Consider the following 14,578-nt stretch of genomic DNA (forward strand, 5'->3'; position numbering starts at 1 on the left):
AATTATTTTTTTTGACATGACGAATGGTTTGTATAAGCGAATTAGAAAGTAAGGATGTGAGTAATTTGGCTGAGGAAAAATATGTTGTAGAAATGCGTCATATCACCAAAGAGTTTGGAACGTTCAAAGCCAATGACGATGTCAACTTGCAAGTAAGGCCAGGAGAAATCCACGCATTGCTTGGTGAAAATGGAGCGGGCAAGTCGACCTTGATGAATATGCTGTCAGGATTATTGGAACCAACATCTGGTGAAATCTGGATGAATGGTGAAAAAGTGAATATCACCAGTCCGACCGCAGCAAACAAATTGGGGATCGGTATGGTGCATCAGCATTTCATGCTGGTAGATGCCTTTACTGTAACAGAAAATATCATTTTGGGGAGCGAACCACATCATCTCGGTGTGTTAGATCGCAAGAAAGCCCGCAAAGAAATCAAAAAAGTTTCTGAACAATATGGTTTATCGGTTGATCCAGATGCCTATGTGCGTGACATCTCTGTTGGGATGGAACAACGGGTAGAGATCTTGAAGACTCTTTACCGCGGCGCAGATGTACTGATTTTTGATGAACCAACGGCAGTTTTGACACCGCAAGAAATCGAAGAGCTGATCGAGATCATGCGCGGATTGGTGCGTGAAGGGAAATCGATCATCTTGATCACCCACAAACTGGATGAGATCAAAGCGGTGGCAGACCGTTGTACAGTTATCCGTCGGGGACAAGGGATCGGCACTGTTAATGTCAAAGACGTCAGTTCCCAACAGTTGGCCGATATGATGGTTGGTCGTTCTGTGTCCTTCAAGACACCGAAGAAAGAAGCGTCACCAAAAGAAGTCGTGCTTTCTGTTGAAAACTTAGTCGTAAAAGAAAACCGCGGCTTAGAAGCAGTTAAAAACTTAAGCTTAGAAGTACGTGCAGGTGAAGTATTGGGGATTGCCGGTATCGATGGCAATGGGCAATCAGAGCTGTTACAAGCCATCACTGGTTTACGAAAAGTCGAAAGCGGCAAGGTCTTACTGAATGGCGATGACATCACCAACTTCAAGCCTCGGAAAGTCACCGAAGCCGGCGTTGGCCATGTGCCAGAAGACCGCCACAAATACGGACTTGTCTTGGATATGATGTTATCAGAAAACATCGCCTTGCAAACCTACTACAAAAAACCTTTGAGCAATGCCGGTGTCTTGGATTATGGAGAGATCAACGAGTTTGCTCGTGACTTGATTCAAGAATTTGACGTACGAACAGTCAATGAGATCGTACCGGCACGGGCATTGTCCGGCGGGAATCAACAAAAAGCGATCATCGCACGAGAAATCAGCCGCTATCCTGATCTATTGATCGTTGCCAATCCGACCCGTGGGTTGGATGTTGGAGCGATCGAATTTATCCACAAACGCTTGATTGAACAACGGGATAAATTCAAAGCGGTGTTGTTAGTCAGCTTTGAATTAGATGAAATTTTGAATGTATCAGACCGCATTGCTGTTATTCATGCTGGTGAGATCGTTGGGGTCGTTGATCCGAAAGAAACATCAGAGAAAGAGCTTGGCTTGTTGATGGCAGGGTACTCCTTGGAGGAAGCAAGACGAGAGCTGCAAATGGAGGAAGTAGGTGGTTCGGTTGAATAACCGCAAAGAAAAGATCCGCAATATATTAGTGCCGATCATCGCTGTCTTGTTGGGATTCGTCCTTGGCGGGATCATCATGGCGGCCTTCGGCTACAGCCCAATCACAGGGTATACACAAATGTTTCGGACCGTTTTTATCAACGGACAAACAGGTGGGCTAAATGCCCGCAACATTGGTGAGATTTTTGTTACAGCAGGACCATTGATCTTTACCGCTCTGGGGTTTGCCGTTGCAAACTCAGCCGGATTCTTCAATATCGGTCTTTCTGGTCAAGCGTTAGCAGGTTGGGTTGCCAGTATCTGGGTCGCACTAGCGATGCCAGATGCGCCTCGGTTGGTGGTCTTGCCATTAGCCGTGATCGTAGGGGCTTTATGCGGGGCGATCGCAGCTGCGATTCCTGGTTTCCTACGGGCATTCTTTGGAACAAGTGAAGTCATCGTGACGATCATGATGAACTATATCTTGCTTTATACGGGGAACCATTTAGTCAATAATGTGATGAGCGAATCCATGATCACGACAAAAGGGGTCACAAAAATGGTGGGGGAAAATGCCTCCATGCAGACGCCGTTTCTAGCAAGCATCACGAGCAACTCTCGCTTGAACTTAGGGATCTTCTTAGCCTTGATCTTCTTAGTTTTGGTTTGGTTCTTGATGAAAAAAACCACTCTTGGTTATGAAATCCGCGCGGTGGGCTTGAACCCAAGCGCTTCTGAATATGCGGGGATGAGCAGCAAACGGACGATCATTATCTCCATGATCATCTCTGGAACGCTTGCTGGATTAGGTGGAGTCGTTCAAGGACTAGGAACGTTTGAAAACTTCTTCGTTCAAGGGTCATCATTGAGCATCGGTTTTGACGGTATGGCTGTATCCTTGTTAGGAAGCGGCTCATCGATCGGAATCTTGCTTTCAGCCCTCTTGTTCAGTATTTTGAAATTAGGTGGACAAGGCATGCAGTTTGCAGGTATTCCATCTGAATTAGTCGATGTCAATATCGCAATTATTATTTTCTTCGTAGCGATCAGCTTTGTGATTCGTTTCTTGTTGGCAAAAATCTTTGACGGCAAAAAAGAAGCGCTGGTCGTACAGGAGATTGAAGCCCAACCAAACGATCAAGATCAGGAAGGAGGAACCATCTAATGGATATTAGTTTAATTTCTTCGATCGTCACTCAAACATTGATTTATGCGTCTCCTCTGATTTTGACGGCGCTAGGTGGCGTGTTCTCAGAGCGCAGCGGGATCGTTAACGTGGGTCTTGAAGGAATCATGGTTATGGGTGCTTTTAGCTCGATTGTTTTCAATATTGAATTTGCGTCACAATTTGGTGCGTGGACACCATGGTTAGGGATGCTCGTCGGCGGACTTGTCGGTGTGGTTTTCTCCTTGCTGCATGCGGTGGCAACCATCAACTTCCGTGCCGACCACATCATCAGTGGTACGGTGATGAACTTGATGGCACCAGCTTTGGCTGTGTTCTTAGTCAAAGCGATCTACAACAAAGGGCAAACGGATAACATCCAACGGACATTGGGGTATTTCAATTTCCCGATTCTTAAAGATATTCCTATCATTGGCCCGATTTTCTTTAATCAAACATTCTTACCGGCGTACTTCGCTATTTTGATCTCAGTGATCGCGTGGTTCGTGATTTTCAAAACACGCTTTGGGTTGCGTCTTCGTTCTGTCGGTGAGCATCCACAAGCAGCGGATACCTTAGGGATCAATGTTTACGTGATGCGCTACTCAGGTGTCTTGATCTCTGGTTTCCTTGGCGGGATGGGCGGTGCCTTGTTTGCTCAATCGATCGCGGGTCGCTTTGCCGTGACAACGATCGCCGGTCAAGGGTTTATCTCGATGGCTGCGATGATCTTTGGTAAATGGAATCCACTTGGTGCGATGGGAGCAGCGATTTTCTTCGGTTTTGCGCAAAACATCAGTATCGTAGGTGGCCAACTGCCAATTATCTCTTCCATTCCAGCGGTTTACTTACAAGCTGCGCCTTATGCCTTGACGATCATCGTGCTCGTTCTTTTCCTTGGAAAAGCCGCTGGTCCGAAAGCTAACGGGAAGAACTACATTAAATCTAAATAATTTTTTCAGTATGAAAGGGTGGGGCTATGGGACATGAATGTGTTGCTGTGTCCTGCCCTTTTTCTATCCTCTGGGTGAAAGGAACGCATCAGGAAATTTCCAAAGCAACCCAGCGCAATTTTTGCTTAAGTTTAGTATGATAGAGGTAGTAGATCCGCTTGTAAAAGCATAAAATAAAGAAAGTAGGGAATAGAATGTTTAAACGTGTACACTTGATCGTGATGGATTCAGTCGGAATTGGTGAAGCACCTGATGCGGCAGCTTTTGGTGATGTCGGTTCAGATACGTTAGGCCATATTGCAAAAGAAGCAGGCTTGACGATCCCTCACTTGGAACAATTAGGCCTAGGGACGATCCGTCCTTTAGAAGGCGTGAAGGCGGTAGCTGACCATGATGGGTATGCAACCAAATTGGAAGAAGTTTCCGTTGGGAAAGATACGATGACGGGGCACTGGGAGATCATGGGCTTGAATATCCAAAAACCTTTCCGCGTATTTCCCGATGGGTTTCCCGATGAATTGTTGCAACAGATCGAAACGTTCTCAGGACGTAAAATCGTCTGCAATGCGCCGTATTCAGGGACAGCAGTCATTGATGATTTCGGCGAACATCAAATGAAGACAGGCGATTTGATCGTTTACACCTCGGCTGACCCAGTGTTGCAGATCGCTGCGCATGAGGAAATCATTCCATTAGAAGAATTGTATCGTATTTGTCAGTACGTTCGGGACATCACGAAAGATGAGCCATATATGATCGGCCGCATCATCGCGCGTCCGTATGTCGGTGAGCCTGGAAACTTTACTCGTACGAGCAATCGTCATGACTACGCACTCGATCCATTTGGCCATACAGTATTAGATTCCTTGAAAGAAGCTGGAAAAGACGTGATCGCCGTTGGGAAGATCAATGATATCTTCAACGGACAAGGAATCACCGATTCTGTACGGACGAAGAGCAATATGGACGGTGTGGATCAGTTACTGAAGGTGATGAAACAAGACTTTACGGGTCTAAGCTTTACGAACTTGGTCGACTTCGATGCGCTTTATGGTCACCGTCGCGATGTCGTAGGGTATGCCCATGCCATTGAAGATTTTGATTTGCGTATTCCAGAACTTTTAGAAGCAATGGGAGACGAGGATCTGTTGTTGATCACAGCTGACCACGGCAATGACCCAACCTTTACGGGAACGGATCACACGAGAGAATATGTGCCATTATTAGCGTACAGCAAGAAATTCCAAGGCCAAGGCAAATTGCCACAAGGCTACTATGCGGATATTTCCGCAACGATCGCTGAAAACTTTGGTGTTTCAGCTACAGAAAACGGAACAAGCTTTTTACAACATTTAAACTAGAGGTGATGAAATGACAACGTTACATGAGAAATTACAAGAAACAACGGCATTTATCCAAGAAAGCGGCGTCGGTGAAGTGGAATTTGGGTTGATTTTAGGATCTGGCTTAGGTGAATTAGCCGATGAGATCGAAAACCCAATCGTGTTGCCTTACAACGATATCCCGCATTTTCCTGTTTCGACAGTGGTCGGTCATGCAGGACAATTGGTCTATGGAACATTAGCTGGGAAAAAAGTCTTAGCGATGCAAGGACGATTCCATTATTATGAAGGCCATTCGATGCAGACAGTCACTTACCCCGTCCGTGTGATGGCGGCATTGAAAGCTCACTCTTTAGTCGTGACCAATGCCTGTGGCGGCGTAAACGAAAGCTTCCAGCCGGGAGACTTGATGTTGATCACCGATCAAATCAACTTTATGGGGGACAACCCACTGATTGGTGAAAACGAAGAAGAAATGGGTCCGCGTTTCCCAGATATGAGCCAAGCCTACCATTTGCCTTATCGGGAAGCGGCACAAAAAGTTGGTGCATCAAAAGGATTGCACTTAAAAGAAGGCGTTTATATGGGCTTCTCAGGTCCTACGTATGAAACGCCAGCAGAGATCCGCTTTGCTCGGACGATCGGTGCCGATGCTGTCGGTATGTCGACTGTCCCAGAAGTGATCGTTGCTGTTCACAGTGGCTTGAAAGTCTTGGGTGTTTCTTGTATCACAAACTTGGCTGCTGGTATGCAAGCGAGCTTGAATCATGAAGAAGTCGTGGAAACGACGGAACGGGTCAAGGCAGAATTTAAAGCGTTGATCAAAGAAACGTTAGCAGTACTATAAAAAGCAGACCAAAGGAGAAAAACGAATGAGCGTTCATATCGAAGCAAAAGCAGGCGAGATCGCAGACAAAATCTTGTTACCAGGTGATCCACTGCGGGCAAAATATATTGCTGAAACATTTTTAGAAGACCCGATCTGTTACAACAACGTTCGGGGAATGTTGGGCTATACAGGCGTTTATAAGGGCGAGCGGGTCTCTGTCCAAGGAACCGGCATGGGCATGCCTTCAGCGAGTATCTATGCCCATGAATTGATCAACTCTTACGGCGTGAAGAAATTGATTCGGGTCGGTACGTGTGGTGCCATCTCAAAAGATGTCCACGTGCGTGATCTTGTGATTGCCCAAGCGGCAGCAACAAGTTCATCGATGGTAGCAAAAAACTTCCAAAGTTTCCATTTCCCACCAATCGCTGACTTTGCACTGTTGCGTAAAGCCTATGATACAGCGATTGAATCAGGATTTACGACTCACGTCGGCAATATCTTATCTGAAGATACCTTCTACAAAGATGACATGACGGAAACGTTACAGTTGGCAGACCTTGGGGTGATGGGTGTTGAGATGGAAGCCGCAGCCTTATACTATTTAGGGGCGAAATTCCACGTTCAAACTTTAGCGATCTGTACCGTCAGCGACCACATCATCACTGGAGAAGAAACAACGCCAGAAGAAAGACAAACGACATTTAACGACATGATCAAAGTTGGCTTAGAAACAGCGATCGCGTAAAAAAGATACCGCAGGATCGGTGCATGAACGATGCGAAGGCTGCTTGCTTTTGATAGAGCAAGCAGCCAAATCGTATTGGTTTGCATGCAACCGAGAATGTGTTATCTTTTTTTGTTGGCAAAAAGCCACGAAGAAGCGTTGCACTTTTGCCAGAAAATGGTTTAATGAAAAGAAAAGGTGTAAAAAGGAGACTAGACAATGAATAATTTTACGTTTCATGTAACGACGGACATTCGTTTTGGGAAAGACCGTCTGAACGAGCTGCCAGAAGTACTGAATACATTTGGAAAAAACGTCTTGCTAGTCTATGGTGGCGGCAGTATCAAGAAAAACGGTTTGTACGATGCAGTCATGGCGCAATTGACTGCCAACGGCAATCAAGTCACTGAATTGACTGGTGTCGATCCAAATCCACGAATCGAAACCGTTCGTCAAGGAGCCGCTCTTTGTCGTTCAGAAAAGATCGACGTCATTTTAGCTGTTGGCGGCGGTTCTGTAATTGATTGCAGCAAAGTGATCGCTGGGGCGGCTTGCAGTGAGCAAGAGCCTTGGGACTTAGTTCTTTCCAGAAGCTATCAAGGACCAGCGATTCCATTAGTAACGATCTTGACCCTTGCGGCTACTGGCAGTGAAATGAATCGCGGCGCCGTGATCTCTAATCTAGAAACGAAACAAAAACTTGGTGTTCACGGATCCGAATTTTTACCGAAAGTATCTTTTTTAGATCCAACAACGACCTTTAGTGTCAGTCGCTATCAAACGGCTGCCGGTTCAGCGGATATCATGAGCCATCTGATTGAAAATTATTTCAGTAAAACAGAAGGAACAGATGTCCAAGACGGTGTAGCAGAAGGATTGCTAAAAGCAGTCATTAAAAATCTGCCCATCGCATTAAAGGACCCCACAGACTATGATGCACGGGCGAATTTGATGTGGGCGAGCACCTTAGCCTTAAATGGTTTGACTGGAAGCGGCAAGGGTGGTGCTTGGTCTTGTCATGCGATGGAGCATGAGTTGAGTGCGTTTTATGACATTACCCATGGCATCGGCTTAGCGATCCTGACCCCACGCTGGATGCTTCATGTATTGAATGAAGAAACGGCGCCGAAATTTGCGCGGTTTGCCAGAGAAGTCTTTGGTGTCCAAGAAGCAGTGCCAGAATTAGCTGCCCGAATGGGGATTCAAAAACTGTATGACTTTTTTACTTCTTGCGATATTCCGATGACTTTGCCAGAAGTAGGGATCGCCGATGACACCCATTTTGCTGAAATGGCGGCTCAAGCAGTTCAATTCAGCTCTATTGCAACAAACGCGTATGTACCGCTGCAAGAAGAAGACGTGATTGCAATTTACCAAGATTCCTTGACTCCTTCAACCTATCTTTAATCATAAAAAAAGACCGTTCCTGCGACTTGGTTGTCGCGGAGCGGTCTGTTTATTTACCCTTCAGAAGAAAAAGCCAAACGGGCCATTAGCTGATCTGCAATCAAGGCGTGTCCAGCAGGAGTGGGGTGCACCCCATCATCGCCTGTCAGAGCCTGTGGGGAGCTAGCAACGGCTGCTTCGGCAAACAAGCCATCCAGCGGCAGCAGCTGACAATGAAAGGCGGCAGCTAAGCGACGAACGATTTGGATTTTCGGGTCAAGATCGATCCGCCAGGTTTGGCGATCCTCAGGATATGGCAAAACAAAAGGTTCCAGCAAGAAAATACGCGTGATCCCCTGTTGGGTCACTTGTTCCAGAATTTGACGGTAGGTTGCCTCAAAGGACGTTGCCGCAGCTTCTGAACCAAAATCGGGACCACCGGCATTGTGCCACGTGTCGTTGATCCCAATCATAAAGACCAAGACGTCAGGTGCTAATTGAAGGCAATCATCTTGGAGACGGGCTAAGACGTCGGCAGCTTTGTTGCCGCCGATCCCCCGATTATAAAAGGTAAATCCTGCAGTGGGGAATGTTTCTGCCAGCTGATCGGCAACGAGACGGGCAAACCCATGTCCTAAATCGTGGGGATCTTGGCGATCACGATCGCAATCTGTGATGCTGTCACCTAAAAATAAAACGGTATCATTTTTGACTAGTTTCATAGTAAGCTCCTTTCGAGTACGCCCTCAATTATAAAAGAGGGGGGAGGAAATGCCAATAAAAAAACTGCCCTTTTTTAAAAAAGGGCAGCGATAAGCGAGGCTTATAAGTAGTATTTTTTCGCAACAGTCAAATCATCGTTCAATTCATAAACAAGTGGTTGACCAGTTGGGATCTCAAGATCCATGATATCTTCGTCAGAAATACCTTCGATATGTTTTGCTAATGCACGTAGAGAGTTTCCGTGAGCCGCAACTAAGACAGTTTTGTCGTCTTTTAATGCTGGGGCGATTTCATCTTGCCAGAAAGGCAATGCACGTTCTAAAGTAACTTTTAAGTTTTCGCCACCAGGTACGTCGCGAGGGTCAAGCATTGCATAACGACGGTCGTTTGCAGCAGAACCTTCATCTGAAGCTTCCATCAATGGAGGTAAAACATCGTAAGAACGACGCCAGATGTGTACTTGTTCGTCACCGTATTTTTCAGCAGTTTCTTTTTTATTTAAACCTTGTAATTTACCGTAATGACGTTCGTTTAAGCGCCATGATTTGATCGTTGGTACCCAAAGTTGATCAGAATATTCTAAAATGTAATTACAAGTTTTGATGGCACGAGTTAAAACAGATGTGTAAGCAACGTCAAATTCGATGCCTGCTTCTTTGATTTTACGTCCGCCTTCGATTGCTTCTTCGACACCTTCTGGCGCTAGATCAACATCAGCCCAACCGGTAAACTGGTTTAATTTGTTCCATTCGCTTAGTCCATGACGAGAAAATACTAATTTTGGCATGTAAAACTCTCCTTTAGATATTCGATATTTTTCTGAAATTTTCAATTCCGTATTTATTGTACACTCTTTCTCAAAGAATTTCCATGGTTTTGGAGGAAAAGCTGGGGGAAAACGCCATTCTTAAGGAAAAACAAAAGGGGATCATTAAAAAGAGGACCGCTTTTGTTTCATGCTGTTCTAGGGGGAGTCGACAACTATGAACGTAACTTGTTCCATTCTTCTTCGGATAATTTTATGTATTTATAGCATGTACCTACAGAAACACCGCATTTTTCAGAAATATATTGAATCGTTTCTTTTTTCTCGTAGTACAATTGACGGATTTTTTTGATCGTTTTCGGATCGATTTTTGGACGACCACCAATTTTGCCTTTTTTGCGGGCTTTATTTAAGCCGACCAGCGTGCGCTCTTTGATGAGTGAGCGTTCCATGATCGCAAGTCCTTCCATCAAATTGAAGTAAACCTGTCCCATCGGACCGCGGGTATCGATTTGTTCTGCCAGTGAAACCAGATGAAGCTCTCGCTGTTTTAATAGATCAGTGAGATCGGTCAGCTGTCTGGTCGTCTTCCCTAAACGATGCAGTTCCGTAACGACTAAGGTGTCACCGGGCTGCATTTGTGCCACCACTGACTCCAATGAATGATTTTCTTCACTTTCTTCCACGCTAAATGTCTCATGGAAAAATTCATGACACCCAAATTCTTCGAGCTTGTTTAATTGTTCACTTGTTGAGTTATCGGTGATCGTTGAACGAGCATAGCCTATGATTTTCATAAACCCTCCTACCTTTCCCTTTTTATTGAATGTATCATAATTATTTCTTAAATGATAGGGTAATTTGCACAAAAAATAATAAAAATTAAGTCGATTGAAGAAAAATAACGAAAAAAAGAGAAGCGTTATCGCTCCTCTTTTTTGTTTCCTTTATCTAACGTGCTTGGTACTCGGGCCTTCAGGCAATCCGACAATGATCGTATGGACCATATCCAAAAACAAACCGTGTTCAACCACGCCCACTGTAGCATCTAATTCTTGTGCCAACTCAGTAGGAGCGGTGATCGTTTCTAGATGAAGATCGATGATGTAATTGCTGCAATCGGTTTTTAACGGTTCGCCTTCTTCATTCAGACGCAGTTTTGGATGGTAGTTTTTCTTCTCGAACAGACGCAGCAGCTGTTGGCTGCCATAAGGGATCACTTCCACTGGCAACGGGAAGGCACCAAGTGTTTCGACCATTTTCGATTCATCAACGATCCACAAGACTTTCTTGGAGTTAGACGCCACGATTTTTTCGAATAAAAGGGCTGCACCGCCGCCTTTGATGCCATGATAATCCTGGCTGATCTCATCTGCACCGTCGATCGTGAGATCCACAGCGTCCACTTCATCGATGGTGCGAATCGGGATACCTAATCCTTCTGCTTGTTTTTTTGATGCCCAAGAAGTTGGGACACCCGTGATCGATAGACCTTCTTCTTTTACCCGTCGACCCAGTTCTTCAATCATGTAGTAGGCTGTTGAGCCAGTGCCCAAGCCAACGACCATGCCATCTTTTACATAACTAGCCGCTTCAATGCCGACCATTTCTTTTAGGTTCATTTTCTTCCCGCCTTTTTTAAATAAATGCTTTGTCTCTATTATATAGGAAGAAGCGCAAAATTTGCGGATTTTTTCGTAACAGATTTCTTTTGAAAAAAGCCTAGGAGGATACTTGACAGGTAAGAATAAGCATGATATTCTATCAAAGGTGCTTTATCTACAGGTCTCTCGTTGGAGACGTGCTGACTGTCTATCAAAGCATAGTTGATATGAATGCAGAGAATGCATTATTTTTTATCGCAAAAAAAGAACCACCTGGATGTGTGGGACTATAAAGCGAATCAAGGAAGGAGGACAACTAGGGATGCCTACAATTAATCAATTAGTACGTAAACCTCGTAAATCCAAGGTTGAAAAATCAAATTCACCAGCATTGAACAAAGGATATAACAGTTTCAAGAAAGCTCAAACGAATGTTAACTCACCTCAAAAGCGTGGGGTAGCTACTCGTGTGGGAACTATGACACCGAAAAAACCGAACTCAGCTCTACGTAAATATGCGCGTGTTCGTTTGTCAAACTTGATTGAAGTGACAGCTTATATTCCAGGTATCGGACACAACTTACAAGAACACAGCGTGGTCTTGTTACGTGGTGGACGTGTAAAAGACTTACCAGGGGTACGTTACCATATCGTTCGTGGTGCATTGGATACTGCCGGTGTTAACGATCGTAAACAATCTCGTTCTAAATATGGTACAAAACGTCCTAAAGCTTAATCTTTAAGACAAACAGATCAAATGAATCTTATTTAAATCAGAACTGATATCTCGGAAGGAGGAGTTACGGATGCCTCGTAAAGGTCCTGTTGCAAAACGTGATGTTTTACCAGATCCTATTTATAACTCAAAATTAGTAACTCGTTTGATCAACCGTGTAATGGTTGATGGTAAACGCGGTGTTGCTGCAAATATTATCTACAATGCTTTTGGCATTATCAAAGAATCTACAGGAAATGATCCATTGGAAGTTTTCGAACAAGCAATGAAAAACATTATGCCTGTATTGGAAGTTAAAGCTCGCCGTGTCGGTGGTTCTAACTACCAAGTACCAGTAGAAGTACGTCCTGAACGTCGTACAACTCTAGGTCTTCGTTGGGTGGTAAACTACGCTCGTTTGCGTGGCGAACACACAATGGAAGAACGTCTTGCAAAAGAAATCATGGATGCAGCGAACAACACTGGTGCTTCTGTGAAAAAACGCGAAGACACACACAAAATGGCGGAAGCCAACCGCGCATTTGCTCACTATCGTTGGTAAGATCCTCACTGCTTTTTATTGGAAGGTACTGAGACAACCTTAGCTTAAGTTAAGTAAGAATGAGAGGGGAACAACCTAGAATGGCAAGAGAATTTTCGCTAGAAAAAACTCGTAATATCGGGATCATGGCCCACGTTGACGCTGGTAAAACAACGACAACTGAACGTATCCTTTATTACACAGGTAAAATCCATAAAATTGGTGAAACACATGAAGGTGCTTCTCAAATGGACTGGATGGAACAAGAACAAGAACGTGGGATCACAATCACTTCTGCTGCGACAACTGCGCAATGGAAAGAAAACCGCGTAAATATCATCGACACACCAGGACACGTGGACTTCACAATCGAAGTTCAACGTTCATTGCGTGTACTTGATGGTGCTGTAACTGTGTTGGACTCACAATCAGGTGTAGAACCTCAAACAGAAACAGTTTGGCGTCAAGCGACAGATTACCGCGTACCGCGTGTTGTATTCTGTAACAAAATGGACAAAATTGGTGCAGACTTCTTATACTCTGTATCAACTTTACATGATCGTTTACAAGCAAATGCTCACCCAATCCAATTACCAATTGGTGCGGAAGATGACTTTACTGGTATTATCGACTTAGTAAAAATGAAAGCTGAAATCTACACAAATGACTTAGGAACTGAAATCCAAGAGACTGAAATTCCTGAAGAATACGTAGAATTAGCTGAAGAATGGCGCGAAAAATTAATCGAAGCTGTTGCTGATACTGATGAAGAACTAATGATGAAATTCTTGGAAGGTGAAGAAATCACTGAAGAAGAATTGAAAGCTGGTATTCGTCAAGCAACATTGACTGTTGACTTTTTCCCTGTTCTTTGCGGATCTGCCTTTAAAAACAAAGGGGTTCAATTGATGTTGGATGCAGTCATCGACTACTTGCCTTCACCACTTGATGTTCCTGCGATTAAAGGGATCAATCCTAAAACAGACGAAGAAACTGATCGTCCGGCTGACGATGAAGCACCATTTGCTTCATTAGCATTTAAAGTAATGACTGACCCATTCGTAGGTCGTTTGACATTCTTCCGTGTGTATTCAGGTATCTTGAACTCTGGATCATACGTATTGAATGCTTCAAAAGGCAAACGCGAACGTATCGGTCGTATCCTACAAATGCACGCCAACACTCGTGCTGAAATCCAAACAGTATACTCAGGCGATATCGCCGCTGCTGTTGGTTTGAAAGACACAACAACTGGGGATACACTATGTGATGAAAAATCACCAGTAATCCTTGAATCAATCGAATTCCCAGAACCAGTTATCGAAGTCGCTGTTGAGCCTAAATCAAAAGCTGACCAAGATAAAATGGGGGTTGCTTTACAAAAACTTGCTGAAGAAGATCCATCATTCCGTGTGGAAACAAACGCTGAAACAGGCGAAACTGTTATCGCTGGTATGGGAGAACTTCACTTGGACGTCTTAGTTGACCGTATGCGTCGCGAATTTAAAGTTGAAGCAAACGTAGGTGCGCCTCAAGTTTCTTATCGTGAAACATTCCGTGCAGCAACACAAGCGGAAGGTAAATTTGTACGTCAGTCTGGTGGTAAAGGTCAATACGGTCACGTATGGGTCGAATTTACACCAAACGAAGAAGGTAAAGGCTTCGAATTCGAAAACGCGATTGTCGGTGGTGTGGTTCCTCGTGAATACATCCCAGCAGTTGAAAAAGGACTTGAAGACTCAATGGCGAACGGTGTCTTAGCCGGTTACCCATTAGTAGACATCAAAGCAAAACTTTATGATGGTTCATACCATGATGTCGATTCAAGTGAAACTGCCTTCCGTGTTGCAGCTTCTATGGCTTTACGTGCTGCAGCGAAGAAAGCAAATCCAGTAATTCTTGAACCAATGATGAAAGTAGTTATCACTGTACCAGAAGATTACTTAGGTGATGTTATGGGTCACGTAACTGCTCGTCGTGGACGCGTAGAAGGAATGGAAGCACACGGTAACTCACAAATCGTGAACGCAATCGTGCCATTAGCTGAAATGTTCGGTTACGCAACGACACTTCGTTCATCAACACAAGGTCGCGGTACGTTCATGATGACATTTGATCACTATGAAGATGTACCAAAATCTGTTCAAGAAGAAATCATCAAGAAAAACGGCGGCAAAGCTGAATAATTGATGGAAGTATAGGAAATTAAGTAA

General features: G+C 44.4%; 14 protein-coding genes. 10 read left to right on the top strand and 4 right to left on the bottom strand.

The genetic code is table 11. The features are described 5' to 3' along the window. Positions 1–23: 23 nt before the first annotated feature. The 7 genes from IGJ25_RS02280 to IGJ25_RS02310 all read left to right on the top strand — a co-directional run bounded on the left by IGJ25_RS02280 (position 24) and on the right by IGJ25_RS02310 (position 8,037). Entirely contained in the window at positions 24–1,634 is a 1,611-nt protein-coding gene (locus tag IGJ25_RS02280) for an ABC transporter ATP-binding protein (RefSeq protein ID WP_390888452.1), read from the top strand. Then, positions 1,627–2,778: an ABC transporter permease gene (locus IGJ25_RS02285; protein WP_005226844.1), complete on the top strand. Its 1,152-nt coding sequence runs from the start codon at positions 1,627–1,629 to the stop codon at positions 2,776–2,778. Before IGJ25_RS02280 ends, IGJ25_RS02285 begins: the two co-directional genes overlap by 8 nt. Further along, positions 2,778–3,731 (top strand): ABC transporter permease, encoded by a 954-nt coding sequence (locus tag IGJ25_RS02290; RefSeq protein ID WP_005232556.1) that lies wholly within the window; start codon positions 2,778–2,780, stop codon positions 3,729–3,731. The genes IGJ25_RS02285 and IGJ25_RS02290 overlap by 1 nt, the downstream gene beginning before the upstream one ends. Before the next feature lie 194 nt (positions 3,732–3,925). Continuing rightward, positions 3,926–5,092: a phosphopentomutase gene (deoB, locus tag IGJ25_RS02295; protein ID WP_081116110.1), complete on the top strand. Its 1,167-nt coding sequence runs from the start codon at positions 3,926–3,928 to the stop codon at positions 5,090–5,092. A gap of 10 nt (positions 5,093–5,102) precedes the next feature. Continuing rightward, positions 5,103–5,921, top strand: a complete 819-nt coding sequence (locus IGJ25_RS02300; RefSeq protein WP_005226849.1) for a purine-nucleoside phosphorylase — start codon at positions 5,103–5,105, stop codon at positions 5,919–5,921. 25 nt (positions 5,922–5,946) lie between these two features. Next, entirely contained in the window at positions 5,947–6,651 is a 705-nt protein-coding gene (gene deoD, locus IGJ25_RS02305) for a purine-nucleoside phosphorylase (protein WP_005226852.1), read from the top strand. A gap of 198 nt (positions 6,652–6,849) precedes the next feature. Then, a complete protein-coding gene (locus IGJ25_RS02310) occupies positions 6,850–8,037 on the top strand; it encodes an iron-containing alcohol dehydrogenase (protein WP_225000639.1) in 1,188 nt (395 codons plus the stop codon). Positions 8,038–8,090: 53 nt separating this feature from the next. Here the strand turns inward: IGJ25_RS02310 and IGJ25_RS02315 are convergent, their stop codons facing one another. The 4 genes from IGJ25_RS02315 to rpiA all read right to left on the bottom strand — a co-directional run bounded on the left by IGJ25_RS02315 (position 8,091) and on the right by rpiA (position 11,127). After that, the gene (locus IGJ25_RS02315; RefSeq protein ID WP_081116108.1) at positions 8,091–8,738 is read right to left on the bottom strand and encodes an SGNH/GDSL hydrolase family protein; all 648 of its coding nucleotides are present in this window, start codon (positions 8,736–8,738) and stop codon (positions 8,091–8,093) included. A 101-nt stretch (positions 8,739–8,839) separates the two neighbouring features. Beyond that, entirely contained in the window at positions 8,840–9,526 is a 687-nt protein-coding gene (gpmA, locus tag IGJ25_RS02320) for a 2,3-diphosphoglycerate-dependent phosphoglycerate mutase (protein ID WP_005226871.1), read from the bottom strand. A gap of 194 nt (positions 9,527–9,720) precedes the next feature. Further along, positions 9,721–10,302, bottom strand: a complete 582-nt coding sequence (locus tag IGJ25_RS02325; protein WP_005226873.1) for a recombinase family protein — start codon at positions 10,300–10,302, stop codon at positions 9,721–9,723. 150 nt (positions 10,303–10,452) lie between these two features. Then, entirely contained in the window at positions 10,453–11,127 is a 675-nt protein-coding gene (gene rpiA / locus IGJ25_RS02330) for a ribose-5-phosphate isomerase RpiA (protein ID WP_010748612.1), read from the bottom strand. A gap of 304 nt (positions 11,128–11,431) precedes the next feature. Between rpiA and rpsL the strand changes: the two genes are divergently transcribed. The 3 genes from rpsL (at position 11,432) to fusA (ending at position 14,551) form a co-directional block, all read left to right on the top strand. Further along, positions 11,432–11,845: a 30S ribosomal protein S12 gene (gene rpsL, locus IGJ25_RS02335; RefSeq protein WP_003127956.1), complete on the top strand. Its 414-nt coding sequence runs from the start codon at positions 11,432–11,434 to the stop codon at positions 11,843–11,845. 70 nt (positions 11,846–11,915) lie between these two features. Beyond that, a complete protein-coding gene (gene rpsG / locus IGJ25_RS02340; RefSeq protein WP_003127957.1) occupies positions 11,916–12,386 on the top strand; it encodes a 30S ribosomal protein S7 in 471 nt (156 codons plus the stop codon). Between the two features lie 80 nt (positions 12,387–12,466). Beyond that, a complete protein-coding gene (gene fusA / locus IGJ25_RS02345; RefSeq protein WP_005226900.1) occupies positions 12,467–14,551 on the top strand; it encodes an elongation factor G in 2,085 nt (694 codons plus the stop codon). Positions 14,552–14,578 lie beyond the last annotated feature (27 nt).

Source organism: Enterococcus sp. DIV0240d (assembly GCF_051711245.1).
Classification (GTDB): domain Bacteria; phylum Bacillota; class Bacilli; order Lactobacillales; family Enterococcaceae; genus Enterococcus_D; species Enterococcus_D casseliflavus.